At 63.1% G+C, this 16,841-nt stretch carries 14 protein-coding genes, 1 other RNA gene and 2 pseudogenes; 11 read left to right on the top strand and 6 right to left on the bottom strand.

What is annotated here, in order from left to right:
* Positions 1-142: 142 nt before the first annotated feature.
* Positions 143-1,735 (top strand): annotated as a pseudogene (locus tag FQV27_RS03185) (DEAD/DEAH box helicase); the annotation flags it as partial.
* A gap of 511 nt (positions 1,736-2,246) precedes the next feature.
* Positions 2,247-3,812: an apolipoprotein N-acyltransferase gene (lnt, locus tag FQV27_RS03190; protein WP_147096354.1), complete on the top strand. Its 1,566-nt coding sequence runs from the start codon at positions 2,247-2,249 to the stop codon at positions 3,810-3,812.
* An 84-nt stretch (positions 3,813-3,896) separates the two neighbouring features.
* Here the strand turns inward: lnt and rpmG are convergent, their stop codons facing one another.
* On the bottom strand, positions 3,897-4,064 hold the full coding sequence (rpmG, locus tag FQV27_RS03195) for a 50S ribosomal protein L33 (RefSeq protein ID WP_011750518.1): 168 nt from the start codon (positions 4,062-4,064) through the stop codon (positions 3,897-3,899).
* A 388-nt stretch (positions 4,065-4,452) separates the two neighbouring features.
* Between rpmG and FQV27_RS03205 the strand changes: the two are divergent.
* Positions 4,453-4,623: pseudogene (locus tag FQV27_RS03205) on the top strand (NIPSNAP family protein); the annotation flags it as partial.
* A complete protein-coding gene (locus FQV27_RS03210) occupies positions 4,620-4,958 on the top strand; it encodes an antibiotic biosynthesis monooxygenase family protein (protein ID WP_147096356.1) in 339 nt (112 codons plus the stop codon). The pseudogene FQV27_RS03205 and the gene FQV27_RS03210, both read left to right, overlap by 4 nt.
* A 19-nt stretch (positions 4,959-4,977) precedes the next feature.
* Here FQV27_RS03210 and rnpB read toward each other — a convergent pair.
* Positions 4,978-5,349, bottom strand: an RNA gene (gene rnpB / locus FQV27_RS03215) — RNase P RNA component class A.
* Between the two features lie 160 nt (positions 5,350-5,509).
* Between rnpB and fucP the strand changes: the two genes are divergently transcribed.
* Positions 5,510-6,802, top strand: a complete 1,293-nt coding sequence (gene fucP, locus FQV27_RS03220; protein WP_147096357.1) for an L-fucose:H+ symporter permease — start codon at positions 5,510-5,512, stop codon at positions 6,800-6,802.
* Between the two features lie 122 nt (positions 6,803-6,924).
* Positions 6,925-7,047, top strand: coding sequence for a hypothetical protein (locus tag FQV27_RS19245; protein WP_281290013.1), 123 nt, complete (start codon positions 6,925-6,927; stop codon positions 7,045-7,047).
* Positions 7,048-7,140: 93 nt separating this feature from the next.
* Here the strand turns inward: FQV27_RS19245 and FQV27_RS03225 are convergent, their stop codons facing one another.
* A complete protein-coding gene (locus tag FQV27_RS03225; RefSeq protein ID WP_147096358.1) occupies positions 7,141-8,811 on the bottom strand; it encodes an NAD+ synthase in 1,671 nt (556 codons plus the stop codon).
* 117 nt (positions 8,812-8,928) lie between these two features.
* On the opposite strand from FQV27_RS03225, the gene FQV27_RS03230 reads away from it, so the two are divergent.
* Genes FQV27_RS03230 through FQV27_RS03245 form a run of 5 tightly spaced genes read left to right on the top strand, consistent with a single transcriptional unit; the run spans position 8,929 to position 13,262 of the window.
* Positions 8,929-10,644 (top strand): MORN repeat-containing protein, encoded by a 1,716-nt coding sequence (locus FQV27_RS03230; RefSeq protein ID WP_246132981.1) that lies wholly within the window; start codon positions 8,929-8,931, stop codon positions 10,642-10,644.
* Positions 10,641-10,805, top strand: a complete 165-nt coding sequence (locus tag FQV27_RS18805; protein WP_186827195.1) for a hypothetical protein — start codon at positions 10,641-10,643, stop codon at positions 10,803-10,805. Before FQV27_RS03230 ends, FQV27_RS18805 begins: the two co-directional genes overlap by 4 nt.
* Positions 10,805-11,986 carry a vWA domain-containing protein gene (locus FQV27_RS03235; protein WP_147096359.1) on the top strand — a complete coding sequence of 394 codons (1,182 nt, stop codon included), beginning with the start codon at positions 10,805-10,807 and terminating at the stop codon, positions 11,984-11,986. The genes FQV27_RS18805 and FQV27_RS03235 overlap by 1 nt, the downstream gene beginning before the upstream one ends.
* Positions 11,983-12,570, top strand: coding sequence for a DedA family protein (locus FQV27_RS03240; protein ID WP_147096360.1), 588 nt, complete (start codon positions 11,983-11,985; stop codon positions 12,568-12,570). The genes FQV27_RS03235 and FQV27_RS03240 overlap by 4 nt, the downstream gene beginning before the upstream one ends.
* 5 nt (positions 12,571-12,575) lie before the next feature.
* On the top strand, positions 12,576-13,262 hold the full coding sequence (locus tag FQV27_RS03245) for a M48 family metallopeptidase (protein WP_147096361.1): 687 nt from the start codon (positions 12,576-12,578) through the stop codon (positions 13,260-13,262).
* Here FQV27_RS03245 and fnrL read toward each other — a convergent pair.
* The 3 genes from fnrL to hemA form a co-directional block, all read right to left on the bottom strand.
* Positions 13,259-14,026, bottom strand: a complete 768-nt coding sequence (gene fnrL, locus FQV27_RS03250; protein ID WP_147096362.1) for a transcriptional regulator FnrL — start codon at positions 14,024-14,026, stop codon at positions 13,259-13,261. The genes FQV27_RS03245 and fnrL overlap by 4 nt on opposite strands.
* A 143-nt stretch (positions 14,027-14,169) precedes the next feature.
* A complete protein-coding gene (locus tag FQV27_RS03255; RefSeq protein ID WP_246132982.1) occupies positions 14,170-15,486 on the bottom strand; it encodes a helix-turn-helix domain-containing protein in 1,317 nt (438 codons plus the stop codon).
* Positions 15,487-15,600: 114 nt separating this feature from the next.
* Positions 15,601-16,830, bottom strand: coding sequence for a 5-aminolevulinate synthase (gene hemA, locus FQV27_RS03260; RefSeq protein ID WP_147096363.1), 1,230 nt, complete (start codon positions 16,828-16,830; stop codon positions 15,601-15,603).
* Positions 16,831-16,841: the final 11 nt, after the last annotated feature.

A 16,841-nucleotide genomic window follows, 5' to 3' on the forward strand; every position in this document is an offset into this window, starting at 1 on the left:
CGCGGGCATTTTTCTGTTAAGATTGACGAATAACGGCGATTAAGCTAGGGCATCTGGCGTTCGCATCCGGCGAACGGATGAGGGGCGTGGAACGGCGTCCCATTTTTATCACCTGTGCGACGCGCACAGCGAATGGACGCAAATGACAAAATTCACCGATCTCAAGCTTGATCCGAAAGTCCTCAAAGCCATTGCCGAGGCGGGTTACGAAAACCCGACGCCAATTCAGGCAGGTGCCATCCCCCCCGCGCTGGAGGGCCGCGACGTGCTGGGGATCGCACAGACCGGGACCGGCAAGACCGCCAGCTTTACCCTGCCGATGATTACCCGCCTGTCGCGCGGTCGCGCACGGGCGCGGATGCCGCGTTCGCTGGTCCTGTGCCCGACGCGCGAACTTGCCGCCCAGGTGGCCGAGAATTTCGACATCTACGCCAAGCATACCCGTCTGACCAAGGCGCTGCTGATTGGCGGCGTGTCCTTTGGCGAACAGGACAAGCTGATCGACCGCGGCGTCGATGTGCTGATCGCCACGCCGGGCCGCCTGCTGGACCATTTCGAACGCGGCAAGCTGCTGCTGACCGGGGTCGAGGTGATGGTCGTGGACGAGGCCGACCGGATGCTCGACATGGGCTTTATCCCTGATATCGAGCGCATCTTCCAGCTGACCCCCTTCACGCGCCAGACGCTATTCTTCAGCGCCACCATGGCCCCTGAAATCGAGCGCATTACGAACACCTTCCTGCACACGCCCGAACGCATCGAAGTCGCGCGTCAGGCCACGACCAGCGAAACCATCACCCAGAAGCTGGTCGAGATCACGCCGACGCGCAAAGACCAGACCGCCAAGCAGAAACGCGAATTGCTGCGCGCGCTGATCGAGGCTGAGGGCGAGGCGTTGAAGAACGCCATCATCTTCTGCAATCGCAAAACAGAAGTAGATATCGTCGCGAAGTCACTGAAAGCGCACGGTTTTGATGCAGCACCCATCCACGGCGATCTGGACCAGTCGCAGCGGATGAAGACGCTGGACGCGTTCCGCGACGGCTCGCTGCGGTTCCTTGTCGCGTCGGATGTGGCGGCGCGCGGTCTGGACATTCCTGCCGTCAGCCATGTCTTCAATTTCGACCTGCCCAGCCATGCCGAGGATTATGTCCACCGCATTGGCCGCACCGGGCGCGCCGGGCGTCAGGGCACGGCCTATTCGATTGCCACCCCTGCGGACGAGAAATATCTGACTGCGATCGAACATCTGGTGAAGCACGCGCTGCCGCGCGCTGATGCTCCGGAAGGTTTCGCATTGTCCGACGCGGCGAAATCCGCCCCGCGTGCGCCGCGCGACGCCGGCCGCGATCAGTCCCGCGGTCGGGGCGCGCGTGGACGCTCGCGCCGAGATGATCGGCGCGAGGATCGCCGTGAGGATCAGCGCAAGGACGCAGCCGCTGCCGAAGCGCCAGAGGGTCGCGACGACGCGCGCACTGATGCTGCGCAGGAAAGCCAGGGCGACAGCCGGCGCCGCGATGACCGTCGTGATGATCACCGGAATGATCGCCGGGACGACAATCGGCGCAACGACCGGCGCGAGCATGGCCGTTCCGTCAGCGGGATGGGCGATCATATCCCTGAATTCATGAAGCAAAGCTTCTCTGCCGCTTTGGCGGAAACCGCTGCGGCGATGGAGCGTGCCGAGACGGAGGATACGCCGGCATCCGAGGCGACGGCTTCCGATGACGCTGCTGCCCCCGAGGCGAAGACGCCTGCGCGAAAGACGCGCAGCAGAAGCCGCAGCCGGCGGGCGGACGACACATCCGAAACCACGGCCCCGAACGATGCGGCATCCGAGACGACCGATGATGCCGATGCGAGCCCGGAAGCCATGAAGGCACCCGCCGACGCCCCTAAAGCGAAATCGACGCGCAGCCGCAGCCGTAGCCGCAAGAAGGACCAGGATGCCGTAGCAGAGGCAGCGCCTGCCGATGCGCCCGCGCAAGACGCCAGCACCCCGGTCGATTCAACGCCTGCCGAAACGACCGAGAAGCCGAAGCGCGCGCCGCGCCGCAGCCGCGCCAAGAAGGCGGATACCGAAGCAGCAGCGCCCGAGTCCACGGCAGCGGCGTCCGGCGACGAACCAGCCGAAAAGCCCAAGCGCGCCCCGCGCCGCAGCCGCGCCAAGAAGGCCGATGCCGATGCCGATGCTGCCACGGCGCCTGAAACCGCACCCGGTCCGGTCGAAAGCTGAAGCGGCGGCGATGACCGCCCCCTCTCCGCTTGCGAACCAACCGCGCCTGCGAACGCGCGCGGGGTTCTGGCAGGCCGCGCGGTCGAGTCTTTGCGATCTCGGGCTTGGCGCTGCATCTGCGCTCGGTCAGGCGCCCTGGGGGTTCTGGCCCGTCAGCCTTGCGGCGCTTTGCCTGATCCTTTGGCGTGTCGGCAGCGCCCAGGGCTCTGCCCGTTCCGCGCTTCGTGCCTTCGCTGCCGGAACCGGGTATTTCGCGCTGGCAATGAACTGGATCGTCGAGCCGTTTCTGGTCGAGCCGGACGTCTATGGCTGGATGGCACCCTTCGCGCTGATCTTCCTGGCACTTGGTGGCGGGGTGTTCTGGGCCGTTCCGGGATTCGTCGCTGGCCGCCTGACACGCGGTCGCAGCGCAGATGAATGGCGTTCGCGCGCCATCGTCTTCGCTGCGGTGATGGTGATGTCGGACTGGCTGCGCGGCTGGATCTTCACGGGCCTGCCCTGGGCCCTGCTGGGCCATATCTGGATAGACACCCCCGCCGCACAGGCGGCTGCCTTCATCGGACCTGTGGGGCTTTCCGCGCTCAGCCTGACTGTCGCGGCGCTGCCAATCGCGTTCTGGCGCAAGGCTCGCCGTGATCCGACCGGCGCCCTGCCCGGCGCGGTACTGTCGGTGCTTCTGGTCGCGGTCGTCTGGACGGCGGGGCTCAACCGGCTTGATACGCCGATACAGAACCGCGACGTGACACTGCGCCTCGTGCAGCCCGACGCGGATCAGGCGCTGAAATGGGACCCGGAATGGGCGCAGATATTCTGGCAGCGTTTGCTGGAAGAAAGCGCGGCGCCGACAAGCGGCCCGCGCCCGGCTGCCGTGATCTGGCCCGAAACCGCCGTCAGTTTCCTTCTGAACAATGCAGGAAATGCGCTTCCCATCCTGAGCGATGCGGCCGGCGCACCCGTCCTCATGGGCATCCAGCGCGCCGAGGAGACGCGATACTATAACTCCCTCATAGAGGTCGCGCCGGGCGGGAAAGTCGCGCAGATCTATGACAAGTTCCATCTGGTGCCCTTTGGCGAATACATTCCCTGGGGCGATCTGATGGCGCGCTTCGGGATCGGCGCCTTCGCCGCGCGCCAGGGTTTCGGCTATACCCCCGGCCCCGGACCACAGTTGCTAAGCCCCGACGGCCTGCCGCCAGTGCAGCCGCTGATCTGCTATGAAGCGATATTCCCCCAGCATCTGCGTGCAGTCGAAGGTGCCGAGTGGCTGCTGCAGGTGACCAATGATGCGTGGTTCGGCACCCGATCCGGTCCATATCAGCATCTCGCCCAAGCGCGCCTGCGCGCAATCGAATCCGGGCTGCCGCTGATGCGTGCGGCCAATACCGGCATCACCGCCGCGATAGACCCGCTCGGGCGTGTCACGGCGTCGCTGCCACTGGGTGTCGTCGGACATATCGACGCGAAGCTGCCCGCGCCACTGCCCGTCACGCTCTGGACCCGTCTTGGGCCCTCGCCGACACTGCTGGCTGCGCTTCTGGTGCTGTTCGGCACGATCCTGCGGCGCAGGCACGACTGATCCTGCGCCTTTCCTGTCCCGTCACGACACGAAAAAACCGCGCCAAAAGCGCGGTTCGTTCGTCATCGTCGGTTGGCAGCGATCTTACTTGATCTTGCCTTCCTTGTATTCGACATGCTTGCGCACAACTGGGTCGTATTTGTTGACCGTCATTTTTTCGGTCATGGTGCGGGCGTTTTTCTTGGTAACATAAAAATGCCCGGTCCCGGCCGTCGAGTTCAGACGGATCTTGATCGTCGTCGGCTTCGCCATGGTTCGTCTCCTGCTGCGGCGGCGCTGTAATACCGCCGCGAAAATTCATCGAAGCCGCCTTTTAGCGTCTGCAAGCCCCGTGTCAACCGGAAAACATGGCAGAAAAGCGGGTTTCGCCATCTCGGGTGAAACGGATCACACGGCTGCCCTGCTGACGCCGCGCCCAGCCGAGTTCGACCATCCGCGCCAGCATCGCCCGGCCAAGCCGCCCGGCCAGATGTGCGCGATGCTCGCTCCAATCCAGGCATTCCCGGCAAAGCGGTGCACGAGAGGTCGGGCCAAGCCCATCAGGCATAAAGTCATTTGCAAATTCATGGCCCTGCGGGGTCAGCGTGATCGCTTCGTCCTGCCGGTCCAGCAAGTCCCGCGACAGCATCGCATGGCGTAAGGCATCTATCACATCGACAGTCTGGCCGGTTACGAGGCGTATCGCGCCCGCCTCACCGCCGATCCGCTCGGACAGGAAAATTATGCTTTCGCGCAGCGCGAGAAATTCCTGTTGCGCGAGGACCGGACCTTCCTGAAACTCGTCTCTGCCCCACATGGAGCAGACACATGATTGCCGTGATATTCGAGCTGGAACCCGCACAACCCGAGCGATATTTCGACCTCGCCGCCAGCCTGAGACCGGAACTGGAGCGCATCCCCGGTTTCATCTCGGTCGAGCGCTTTGAAAGCCTTGCGACACGGGGCCGTTACCTGTCGCTGTCCTTCTTTGAGGATGAGGCGGCGGTGATGGCCTGGCGCAATACCGCCGGCCACCGAGAGGCGCAGGCCGAAGGGCGCGGCGGGGTATTGGCCGATTACCGGCTGCGGGTGGCCCATGTCATCCGCGACTACGGAATGACGCCGCGCGATCAGGCGCCTGCCGACAGTCGCGAACGGCATGGCTGAGAAATAGGGCCGGCATAAAACACGCGGATGGCCTGTAAGCCGGATTCTGTCCAAGGGTTGCCCCTCTGGATGACCATTCCTCTGCGCAGCGCATTACTGCGTGCGTCAAGCTGCCAACCCGGACCTTCTGGCGCAAGGCGGCGCTGCCGTTGCCGGCACGAGGTCCCTATTCGGCATTGCTCCCGGTGGGGCTTGCCATGCGGGGTCTGTTGCCAGCCCCCCGGTGGGCTCTTACCCCACCGTTTCACCCTTACCTGTGACTGGCACAGGCGGTCTGTTCTCTGTTGCGCTTTCCCTGGGGTTACCCCCGCCGGGCGTTACCCGGCACCGTTGCCTCATGGAGTCCGGACTTTCCTCGGGGGCGTGCCCCCGCGGTCACCCGGCCATCCGCGTGAACGCGCATATGAGGATTTAACGCCGTAAGGTCAAGCGGCACTGACCGGCGGCTTGTCGCGCGAATGCGTCAGACCTGTAAAAGGACAGCATAATTTCCGGCTTTACGTCGGGGAAGACTGGCCAAACAATACAGACATTTGAGGAGGAGAGCGATTATGGCCGAGAAGTCGAAATATCTCTATGACGGCATGCGTCTGCCGTTCATCCTGCTGGTCACGTGTTTCGCCGCCTGGGGCATCGCCGCGAACATGACCGATCCGCTTGTGAAGGTCTTTTCGAAGATCTTTTCGATGAGCACGCTGCAAGCGTCCTTCGTGCAGTTTTCGTACTATGGCGCCTATTTCTGCCTCGCCCTGCCGGCGGCTTTCATCAACCGGCGTTTCTCTTACAAGACCGGCGTTCTGGTCGGGCTTGGCTGTGCGATCTGCGGGGCATTTCTGTTCTATCCTGCCTCGCAGGCGATGACCTTCGGCTTCTTCCTGATGGCGCTGTTCATGCTGGCGGGCGGCCTGTCGATCCTGGAAACCTCGGCCAATCCCTTTGTGATCTCGATGGGGCCGGAACATAACGCCACCCGCCGACTGAACTTTGCGCAGGCATTCAATCCTGTCGGCACCAATATCGGCGTGTTTCTGGCGGCGACCCTGATCCTGCCCCGCCTGAACCCCGCGACCGAGGCCGAACGCGCCGCCATGGCCCCCGATGCCCTGCGCGCGATCCAGGTCGAGGAGCTGAGCGCGGTCATGACACCCTATGTCGGCTTTGCCTGCGTTCTTGTCGTGATCTGGATCGCGATTGCCCTGATCCCGATGCCCACCAAGCGCGAGATGACCGCAGAGGGCCACGAGGTCCATTTCGGCGCAACCCTAAGCAGGCTTCTGAAGAACCGGCACTATCGCTTTGGCGTGATTGCTCAATTTTTCAACGTCGCGGCGCAGACATGCGTCTGGACCTTCACGATCCAGTATGTGCAGGACGCGATCGGCGGAACCGAGGCAGATGCTGGCTGGTATCTTCAGGCGAGCCTCATCATCTTTCTGGTTTCACGCTTCGTCATGGTCTGGCTGATGGGTTATCTGCGGCCCGCGATGCTTCTGACGCTGATGGCGCTTTGCGGCACGGCGCTGTGCCTGTTCGCGATGAGCAGCCCGAATATCGCCGGGGTCTGGGCGGTGGTGTCAATCTCCGCCACATTGTCGCTGATGTTTCCAACCATCTACGGCATCGCGCTGCACGGGCTTGGCGACGACACCAAGTTCGGCGCCGCTGGGCTGGTCATGGCCATTCTTGGCGGCGCGCTGATGCCGCTTGTTCATGGGGCCGTGATGGACGCGCAGGGGGCCGCCTTCTCGTATATCGTGCCGGGCCTTTGTTTCCTTGTCGTCGCCGCCTACGGTGTTTTCGACCTGCGCAGCAAAAACCGGATGACTGCGCAGCCCGCGACCTGACGGTCTGACAATGACCAATGCCGCATTGCAGCAATTGCAATGCGGCATTGTCGAAACGCGCATTGTTAGCGCATGACAAATGCCCATATCCTGACCGTGTAGAAAGTGGAAAGGATAATGAGATGCTTGGATATTTCGCGGTTTATGGCGGTCAGTATTCGGATCTGGTCCGCGAGCAGGTCAAACCGAAGGCGCGCCGTTGGTGGCACGTGCTGATGCCGCATCAGATCGACGCCCTGAACTGAGGCGCGCGACATGACCCACCATTTCTAAGGCCGGGACGACGCCCGGCCTTATTTTTATGCCTGATCCCGGAAAGGAATGATCAGAGATTCGCCCTAAAGCTCGTCCCGCCAGCGATTGACCAGCGGATACCGGCGATCAAGCCAGAATGCCTTGGTCGAGATGCGCGGACCGGGCGCGGCCTGATAGCGTTTCCATTCGCTGTTATACAGCAGCCATTCCACGCGTTTGACGGTTTCGGCGTCGAACCCCCTGGCGACGAGGTCTTTGAGCGAAAGATCCTCTTCCACAAGCCCGAACAGAATCTGGTCCAGCACGTCATAGGGCGGCAGCGAATCGCTGTCCTTCTGATCCGGGCGCAGCTCTGCGCTTGGGGGTTTGGTGATGATCTGCGGCGGGATCACCTCTCCGGTTTTGCCCATCATCCAGCCGCGATGATTGGCGTTGCGCCAGCGGCAGGTTTCAAACACGCGGGTTTTATAGAGATCCTTGATCGGGTTATAGCCGCCGGCCATGTCGCCATAGATGGTGGCGTAACCCACGGCGACCTCGGATTTGTTGCCGGTGGTCAGCAGCATCTCTCCATGTTTGTTCGAGATGGCCATCAGCATCAGGCCGCGCAGGCGTGACTGGATGTTTTCCTCGGTCACGTCGGGCTTGGTGCCCTCCATCAGATGGGCAAGCGCGTCTTCGACCGCGTCGCGGGCACCGTCGATCCGGACCGTGTCCAGACGGACGCCAAGGCGGGTGGCGGCGTCGGCGGCATCGTCCAGACTGGCCTGCGAAGTGTATTCCGAAGGCAGCATCACGCAGCGGACATTTTCCGGCCCGACCGCATCTGCGGCAATCGTTGCAACCAGCGCCGAATCGATGCCGCCGGACATGCCCAGCAAAACCTTGCGGAAACCGTTCTTGCGCAGATAGTCGCGCAGGCCGGTCATCATGGCCCGATAATCCTGTTCCCATTCATCGGGCTGTTCGGCCATCTGGCCGGGTGCGGCGCGCCAGCCATCGGGGGTGCGGGTAAAGTCGATATGGTCGATCACCTCGTCAAATGGCGCGAATTGCACGACCTTTTCCGCGCCGCCATCCGGGCCGGGGTTTAGAACGAAGCTGGCCCCGTCATAGATCTGATCGTCCTGCCCGCCGACCGAGTTCAGATAGACAAGCGGCAGGCGGTTTTCGACGACGCGGGCGACCATATGGCCCATGCGCAGGTCCAGCTTGTTGCGGTGATAGGGCGAGCCGTTCGGCACAACCAGAATCTCTGCGCCGGATTCCTCCAGCGCCTCGGCCACGTCCGGCCACCAGCTATCCTCGCAGATCGGGCTGCCGATGCGCACACCACCGATGCAGTAAGGGCCAGAGATCGGGCCTTCGTCAAACAGGCGCATCTCGTCGAAAAGCTGTTTATGCGGCAGTTCGTGTTTCAGGATGCGCGCGGTGATCTCGCCGCCTTCGCAGATGAAATAGGCGTTATAGAGCTTGCCCTCGTTGCCCCAAGGCGTGCCGATGGCAAGGGCGGGCCCGTCGGCGCATTGGCGTGCCAGCGCCTCGACCTGGCTGACCGCGTGATCGACGAAACCCTTTTTCAGAACGAGGTCCTGCGTTTGATAGCCGGTGATGAACATTTCCGGCAGATAGACGATGGCCGCCCCCGCCGCCTTGCCCTTTTCCCATGCGGAACGGGCCTTTGCGGCGTTGCCTTCCAGGTCGCCGAGCGTCGGGTTCAGTTGGGCGAGCGTGATGCGGATGCTGTCGGTCATGGTAAAATCCTCAAATCCTTGCGCCAGCCATAACGCAGCGGGCGGCGAAGGGGAACGGCAGGCTTTGCGCTGCGGTTCCGCATCGGCTAAACGATGGGGCAAAGAACGGAGGCGGGCATGAAGGCAGCGCTTACAGCGGCAGTATTGGTAATGGCAGGACCGGCAGCGGCGCAGGTCAGGCAACCTGCGGCAACGGTGCCGACGGTCACGCAGGAGACGACCCCGGACAACAATACGGGCACGCCTGCGCAGACTCCGCAGGGCGGCGCGACCTCTGGCGTTGTGACCAAGCAATATGACGATGGCGGCGTGTACGAAGGCACGTTCCGCGGCGGGCTTCAGCACGGGCGCGGCAAGTACACGCTTCCCTCCGGCTATGAATATGAAGGCGACTGGGTCGAGGGCGAGATCGTCGGTCAGGGCCGCGCGCGCTTTCCCGACGGGTCCGTCTATGAAGGCTCTTTCGCGAAGGGCAAACCGAATGGCACCGGCAAGATCACCTATGCCGATGGCGGCACATATGAAGGCGACTGGGTCGAAGGTCTGATTACCGGCCAGGGCGTCGCGAAATACGCCAATGGCGCGGTTTATGAAGGTGGATTCCAGAACGCCATGCATCACGGCAGGGGCCTGCTGACACAGCCAAGCGGCTATCGCTACGAAGGCGACTGGGTGAATGGCGCGAAAGAGGGCCAGGCGAAAATCACCTATCCGGACGGCGCGATCTATGAAGGCCAGATGCTGGCGGGGCAGCGCGCGGGTCGGGGCAAGCTGACAATGCCGGATGGGCTTATTTATGACGGGACGTGGGAAGCCGGGCAGATGTCGGGCCGGGGCGAGGTCACGCACCAGTCAGGCGACCGCTACGAAGGCCAGATGCGCGGCGGCAAACGCGAAGGCGAAGGTCGCGCCACCTATGCCAACGGCGACATCTACGAGGGCCAGTTCCGCGACGACAAGCGCGACGGCACCGGCACATTCACCGGCACCGATGGCTATGTCTATCAGGGCCAGTGGGCCGCAGGACAGATGCAGGGACAGGGCCGCGTCACATATCCCGACGGGTCTGTCTATGAGGGCGAGATGGCCGCCGACCAGCCCGAGGGAACCGGCAAGATCACCTATACCGACGGCGCAAGCTATGAAGGCGATTGGCGCGCCGGCGTGATCCAGGGTCAGGGTCGCGCATCCTACAGCAACGGCATGGTCTATGAGGGCAGCTTCCGCGATGCACGCATCGACGGTCAGGGGCGCATGACCTACCCCGATGGCTATGTGTATAACGGGCAATGGAAAGACGGGCAGCGTGTCGGGCGCGGTCAGGCGACCTATCCGGACGGAACCGTCTATACCGGCGAATTCGTCGATGGGCTGCGCGAAGGTCAGGGCAAGCTGACGACGCCTGCGGGCTTCATCTATGAAGGCGGCTGGAAAGCCGGAGAAATCGACGGCGAGGGCACCGCGCAATACGATACGGGCGACACCTATACCGGCCATTTCGCCGCCGGGAAACGGCAGGGTCAGGGCGTCATGCACTATGCCACGGGTCAAGTCGCGTCGGGCGAATGGGACCAGAACCGCTTCAGCGACCCCGCCGGGGAAACCTCGTCACCGCAAGGCGCAACTGCGCCCGGTGCTGCGGATACCGGGGTGGCGCAAGACACCTCAGCGGCACCCCCTGAGGCCGCCTCGGCCGAGGACAACCTGACGCCACAGCTGCCGACCGAATCGGAGGCCGGGGAAATGCCGCAGGACGGCCAGACGGCCCTGCAGCCCGACACGTCGCTGCCAGCCGTGCCGGATACCACCGCCCCGACGGAGAGTTCGCAATGATCGTCATCGCCTGTGCTGTAATCGGCTTCGCGCTTGGCTGGGTGCGCGCGGGCCGGATAGGTGGCGACCAGAAGGACCGCGTGCAATGGGCGCTGGCGCATATGCTGGCGCTCGGCCTGCTGGGCCTTTTCGCCACACTCATCATCGCCCGCATGGCCTGATGTTCCGTCCGCTTCTCGACAGCCTGCGCCGCCACGGCGTGCCGGTCAGCCTTCGGGAATATCTTGACCTGCTGGCCGGTCTGGATGCCGGGGTCACGGGGTGGCATGTCGACGAGTTCTATCATTTCGCGCGCATCTCTCTGGTCAAGGATGAGCGCCATCTGGACCGCTTCGACCGCGCCTTCGCCGAAGCCTTTTCCGGCCTTGAACAGGTGCCGGTCGAGGCGCTTCTGGATCAGGTCGAACTGCCGCGGGAATGGCTGGAAAAGCTGGCCGAGAAGCTGCTGAGCGATGCCGAGAAGGCCGAGATCGAAAAGACCGGCAGCTTCGAGGCGCTGATGGAAAAGCTGCGCGAACGGCTGGCCGAACAGCAGGGACGCCATCAGGGCGGCAGCAAATGGGTCGGCACGGCGGGCACCTCACCCTTCGGTGCCTATGGGTATAACCCCGAAGGCGTGCGCATCGGGCAAAGCGAAAGCCGCCACAGGCGCGCGGTGAAGGTCTGGGACAAGCGCGAATTCCGCGATTTCGACGACAGTGTCGAGCTGGGTACCCGCAATATCAAGGTCGCCCTGAAGCGGCTGCGGCAATGGGCGCGCCACGGTGCCGCCGAGGAGCTGGACCTGCCCGCCACGATACGCGCGACCGCCGATCACGGCTATATCGACGTGCAGACCAGACCAGAGCGGCGGAACGCCGTAAAGGTGCTGCTGTTTCTGGATGTCGGCGGCAGCATGGACGACCATATCCGCATCGTCGATGAATTGTTCAGCGCCGCGCGGGCAGAGTTCAAGCATATGGAGCATTACTTCTTCCACAACTGCCTTTACGAAAGCGTCTGGAAGGACTCGCGGCGTCGCTGGAACGAAACGACACCGACCTGGGACATCCTGCATCGCTTCGGGCGCGACTATAAGTGCATCTTCGTGGGAGACGCCTCGATGTCGCCCTATGAGATCGCGGTGCCGGGTGGCGCGAACGAGCATTGGAACCCCGAACCCGGCGAGCTTTGGCTTCGCCGCGCCGCCGAGACATGGCCCGATCACGTCTGGCTGAACCCGGTTCCGCAGAAACATTGGCGCTATACCCAATCCATCCGGATGATCGGCGACATTTTCGAGTCCCGCATGATGCCGCTGACGCTGGAAGGTCTGTCGCAGGCGATGCGGGTTCTGGGATGACGCAGGAGCTTCTGAGGCTGCTGCCCAGCTGGGGGCCTTGGCTGCTGGCGATCTCGGCATTCCTGTCCTGCATGATGGTGCCGGTGCCGACCTCGCTTCTGCTTATCAGCGCAGGGGCGCTTAGCGGGACCGGGCATGATTTTCTGTCGCTTGCCGCCGCCGGGGCGATTGGCGGCGCGTTCCTTGGCGACCTGACCGCGTTCTCGCTCTCGCGTCGTTTATCGCCACGCTTTGCCGGTCGCGGGGCGCGCTTTGCCACGGTGATGCGCAAGGCGCGCGAGTTCATGGCGCGGCGGGGGCTCATGGCGATTTTCCTGTCGCGCTGGCTGGTGACACCGCTTGGGCCGCCCACGAATTACGTCGCCGGCGCATCTGGTGTGGCGCTGCCGGGCTTTGCGGCGGCCTCGCTTGGCGGCGAAGTGATCTGGGCGGCGCTGCATCTTGGGATCGGCCATGTCTTCGGACGCCAGTTTCGCAACAGCGATGCGGCCGAAATCAAGGCGCTTGCCGCCGTTGCCTGCGCGATGACGCTGTTCCTTCTTGCGCGCTGGCTCTGGCGTCGGATGCACAGGCCCACCATATAGATGCCATGTTGAAGTTTCTGCCCCTGCTGTTGCTGATCGCCTATGGCTTTGCCATCTGGTTCTTTTCGGCGTGGCGCATGAAGCAGGACCTGAACGAGCGTTCGACACCCCTTGACGATGCGCGACTGAACCCGCTTCTCGACCGGCTTGGCGCGGCAATGGATCTGCCGCGCATCCGGGCGCATATCTATGAAATTCCGGCGATAAACGGGCTGGCGGCACCCGATGGGCGCATCTTCATCACGCGCGGCTTTCTGGAACGCATGGAGAATGGCGAGGTCACGCCCGAAGAAATCACCGGCGTCGTCGCGCATGAGTTGGGCCATGTCGCGCATGGCCACAGCAAGCGGCGGATGATCGACTTTGCCGGCCAGAACGTGCTGCGTTCGGTGCTTCTTGTCACCATCGGGCGCTTTCTGCCCTTTGTCGGCCCATGGCTCATCAACCTGATGCTGGCGGCGATGGTCGCGCGCCTGTCGCAGAAGGACGAGTTCGAGGCTGACCGTTTCGCGACCGCGCTGATGGTCAAATCGGGGATCGGGGCGGCGCCCCAGATCTCGCTTTTTCGCAAGCTTGAAAAACTTACCGGCGGACGCCGGGCCAACGCGCCGGCATGGCTTTTGTCGCATCCTGCGCTGGATCGTCGCATTGCCGCGATCGAAGCCAATCGCGAACGCTGGAAGGACCGTTAAGCCCGCGCGCTGTCGCGATCGCCGCCGCTTTCGGCCAGAAGGCGGGCGTAATCTGGCACGTCCACGTCGCGATTGCCCGAAAGCCGGATCACCCCGTCACGTCGCAGCGCCGATATCTGGCGGCTGACCGTTTCCAGCGTCAGGCCCAGATAGTCAGCCATCGCCTCGCGTGTCAGCGGCAAGGACAGGCTCAGGGACTGGCCCGGCCGGGCAAAGTTTACCGCCGCACCACGCCGCGCGAGGATGACAAGGAACGACGCGATCTTCTCGCGGGCGGTCTTGCGGCCCAGAAGCAGCATCCATTCGCGCGCCGCGTCCAACTCGTCCAGGGTCATTTCCAGAAGCCGCGTCGTCAGGCGGGGATTGCAGGCCAGCATCACCTCGAAAGGCTTGCGCCGGAAGCAGCAAAGCTGCATCGAGGTTGCCGCTGTGACCGTATATCCCGCGCAATCGCGCCCCGGTCGGCCCAGAAAATCACTTGGCAGCAACAGGCCGACCATCTGCGTGCGCCCATCTTCCAGCGTCTGGGTCAGGCTTGCCACCCCATCAACGACGGATGCCACGAAATCCATCGGCTCGCCCATCAGGGCGATCACCTGCCCGGCCTCGCAGCGGCGATAATATTTCGTCGCCTCCAGCCGCGTCAGATCGTCCGCCTCGCAATGCGCGCAGATCGCCCGGTCACGGATCGGGCACTGATCGCAGCTTGGCAGATCGTCGGGATACCGCACCTGACCGGCGAAAATCGGGGCCTTTACCTGCATGAGTGAATTATCCTGTACGCCAGCACTTGCTACGCCGATGACAGGACAAGCGCAACCGCGCGCTGCCCCGCACGCGGTTGTCAGATATCATCGAACGGATGGAAACTGGCGCGCTGTCAGGTGCGGACGATCAGCCCGTGCGATCAGTCCTGACGAAGCGGGATCGGCTGCGCGTCGCCCGTGTCACCCTGCATAAGCGCAGGATCGGCCGAGGCCACCGCGACCAGCTTTTTCAGGTCTTCGTCCTTCGACAGATCCGCAAATGCATAGCGCGAGGTGAGGCTTGACGGGGACAGTTCAACATTCTTGACGACCTGCGCGCCGGGCGCTGCCGGACCGTAAGTGCGGCCATTGACCATGAAATAGACAGCGCCGGAGTTCCCTGCACGCAGCACCGGCGGCGATTCAAGCTTCGGCATCGCGAAGCGCTCGCCCGCATCCATGGTCTTTTCCAGCAAGACGGTCCCATCAGCAGAGGTTACGCGCACCCAGGCCGGACGCACCGCGACAAGTTCAAGCTCCGGCGCGTCGGGCGCGACGGTCCGCACAGCAAGCTGATCGGCGGGCAGTTGCGGCCCATAGTCCGTGCCGCGTGCCAGCAGCCGCGTTGGGCCGCCCGACACCGTCTGAAGTGCCCCATTTACCGCGCCTGCCGGAACCACCGTCGCCGTACCCTGCCCGGCCACCTCTGCCGCCGAGGCAACCGCCTCTGGCGAGGGAAGTTCAGGATCGATGGAGGCGATCGGGCTGTCACGCGCCGTCAGAACCGGGACTTCCAGAACCTGCGGGCGATAGATCCGGTCGATGCCTTCGGGTTGCGGCAGGTTGACGGCAAGATCATCAGTCTCGTCCGAGACCGGCTGGGCCGCCGGTTCGGCCGGGTCAAGCGAAGCGGTTACACCGGGAACCTGATCCCCCGGCGTCAGATTAACTTTCTGCAATTCCTGCAGGACCGACCAACCGCCATAACCCAGCCCCGCCACCAGCGCGATCAGCACGAAAAGCGATCCGACTGCCCGCGGCTCGACCGACGACCAGAAGGGTTCAGGCTGCGGGATGAACAGCGCGCGCGGGTTTGCCAGCGCCTCTGCCGGGTCCGAGGGACGACGCTGCGGCTTGGGACCGGACGCGGATGCCGCCATGCCGTGGGTCGGCTCAAAGCCAGATTCGGCGCAGAATCTGCGAAACACCCAATCCGGGTCCATACGAAGATAGCGCGCATAGGACCGCACATAGCCAGAGATGAAGCTGGGTGCGTCAAAGGCGGAAATGTCGCAGTTCTCGATGGCGGCGATATAGCTTGCCCGGATGCGCAGCTCTCGCTGAACATCCAGCAGCGACTTACCCAAAGTCGCACGCTCACCCCGCATGATATCGCCGAGCGGCGAATCATAGTCCTCGACCCCGGAATCAGGTCCGGGTTCATGCTGTGGCGAAGATTTAGCCGGCAGCCCGATCATTCACGCCTGTCCTATATACTCTGCCCCGAAGCAAGTCGCGCGAATCGCAACTTTGCATAACTTAGTTAAGAGAAGGTTATCACAGACGCGAGAGAGGATCACCCCGAACTGCTGTTACGCTACAGCAACCGAGCGATTCAGTTTGCACTGTGCCCAGAGCGCATCCATGCCGCGCACCAACGCGTCGATCTGATCGGGCGTATGCACGGGAGAAGGCGTGAAACGCAGGCGTTCGGTGCCACGCGGGACGGTCGGGAAGTTAATCGGCTGGACATAGATGCCGAAATCCCGCAGCAGCATGTCGGAAAGGGCCTTGCAATGGACCGGATTACCGACATGCACAGGCACGATATGGCTGCCGTGATCTATGATCGGCATGCCCAGCCCCTTCAGCCGCATTTTCAGGATCCGGGCGTGCAACTGCTGCATGTCACGCAGCTTTTGCCCCTCTGCGGTCTTCAGAAACGCGATCGAGGCGGCCGCCCCCGCCGCCACCGCGGGCGGAAGCGAGGTGGTGAAGATGAAACCTGGCGCATAGCTGCGGATCGCATCGACCATCTTCGCGCTTGCAGCGATGTATCCGCCAAAAACGCCGAATGCCTTGCCGAGCGTGCCGTTGAAAATGTCGATCCGCGCGGATAGCCCGTCGCGTTCCGCAACCCCGCCGCCACGCGGCCCGTACATCCCGACCGCGTGAACCTCGTCCAGATAGGTCAGCGCACTGAATTCATCCGCAAGATCGCAGATCGCCGCAATGGGGCCGAAATCGCCGTCCATCGAATAAATCGATTCGAAGGCGATCAGCTTTGGCGCGTCCGGGTCGTCGGCCTCCAGCAATTCGCGCAGGTGCGCCACGTCGTTATGACGGAAAATCCGCTTGGCACCGTCGAACCGCTTGATGCCTTCGATCATCGAGGCGTGGTTGAGTTCGTCCGAATAGATAATGAGTCCCGGAAACAGCTTGCGCAGCGTCGAGAGCGTCGCATCATTCGCAATGTAAGCGCTTGAAAAGACGAGTGCCGATTCCTTCTTGTGAAGGTCGGCAAGTTCCGCCTCAAGCCGTTTGTGATAGACGGTGGTGCCCGAAATGTTGCGCGTGCCGCCGGACCCTGCGCCGGTCGCATCCAGCGCCTCGTGCATCGCCGACAGCACCGCAGGATGCTGACCCATGCCCAGATAGTCATTGCCGCACCAGACCGTGATTTCCTGTTCAGTCCCGTCAGGACGGGTCCACATGGCATGCGGGAAGGCACCCTTGCGACGTTCGATGTCGATGAATGTGCGATAGCGTCCTTCTTCATGAAGCTTGCCAATCGCCAGATCGAGAGCGGCGTCGTAATTCATCGCGGGGTCCC

Origin of the sequence: Paracoccus aurantiacus (assembly GCF_007993065.1) — a bacterium.
In the GTDB taxonomy this organism is placed as follows: Bacteria; Pseudomonadota; Alphaproteobacteria; order Rhodobacterales; family Rhodobacteraceae; genus Paracoccus; species Paracoccus aurantiacus.

What these genes read in the sequence shown, in the direction of transcription:
- lnt (WP_147096354.1), top strand. Translation starts at nt 2,247, where the DNA reads ATGACCGCCCCCTCTCCGCTTGCGAACCAACCGCGCCTGCGAACGCGC.
- rpmG (WP_011750518.1), bottom strand. Translation starts at nt 4,064, where the DNA reads ATGGCGAAGCCGACGACGATCAAGATCCGTCTGAACTCGACGGCCGGG.
- FQV27_RS03210 (WP_147096356.1), top strand. Translation starts at nt 4,620, where the DNA reads ATGATTGCCGTGATATTCGAGCTGGAACCCGCACAACCCGAGCGATAT.
- fucP (WP_147096357.1), top strand. Translation starts at nt 5,510, where the DNA reads ATGGCCGAGAAGTCGAAATATCTCTATGACGGCATGCGTCTGCCGTTC.
- FQV27_RS19245 (WP_281290013.1), top strand. Translation starts at nt 6,925, where the DNA reads ATGCTTGGATATTTCGCGGTTTATGGCGGTCAGTATTCGGATCTGGTC.
- FQV27_RS03225 (WP_147096358.1), bottom strand. Translation starts at nt 8,811, where the DNA reads ATGACCGACAGCATCCGCATCACGCTCGCCCAACTGAACCCGACGCTC.
- FQV27_RS03230 (WP_246132981.1), top strand. Translation starts at nt 8,929, where the DNA reads ATGAAGGCAGCGCTTACAGCGGCAGTATTGGTAATGGCAGGACCGGCA.
- FQV27_RS18805 (WP_186827195.1), top strand. Translation starts at nt 10,641, where the DNA reads ATGATCGTCATCGCCTGTGCTGTAATCGGCTTCGCGCTTGGCTGGGTG.
- FQV27_RS03235 (WP_147096359.1), top strand. Translation starts at nt 10,805, where the DNA reads ATGTTCCGTCCGCTTCTCGACAGCCTGCGCCGCCACGGCGTGCCGGTC.
- FQV27_RS03240 (WP_147096360.1), top strand. Translation starts at nt 11,983, where the DNA reads ATGACGCAGGAGCTTCTGAGGCTGCTGCCCAGCTGGGGGCCTTGGCTG.
- FQV27_RS03245 (WP_147096361.1), top strand. Translation starts at nt 12,576, where the DNA reads ATGTTGAAGTTTCTGCCCCTGCTGTTGCTGATCGCCTATGGCTTTGCC.
- fnrL (WP_147096362.1), bottom strand. Translation starts at nt 14,026, where the DNA reads ATGCAGGTAAAGGCCCCGATTTTCGCCGGTCAGGTGCGGTATCCCGAC.
- FQV27_RS03255 (WP_246132982.1), bottom strand. Translation starts at nt 15,486, where the DNA reads ATGATCGGGCTGCCGGCTAAATCTTCGCCACAGCATGAACCCGGACCT.
- hemA (WP_147096363.1), bottom strand. Translation starts at nt 16,830, where the DNA reads ATGAATTACGACGCCGCTCTCGATCTGGCGATTGGCAAGCTTCATGAA.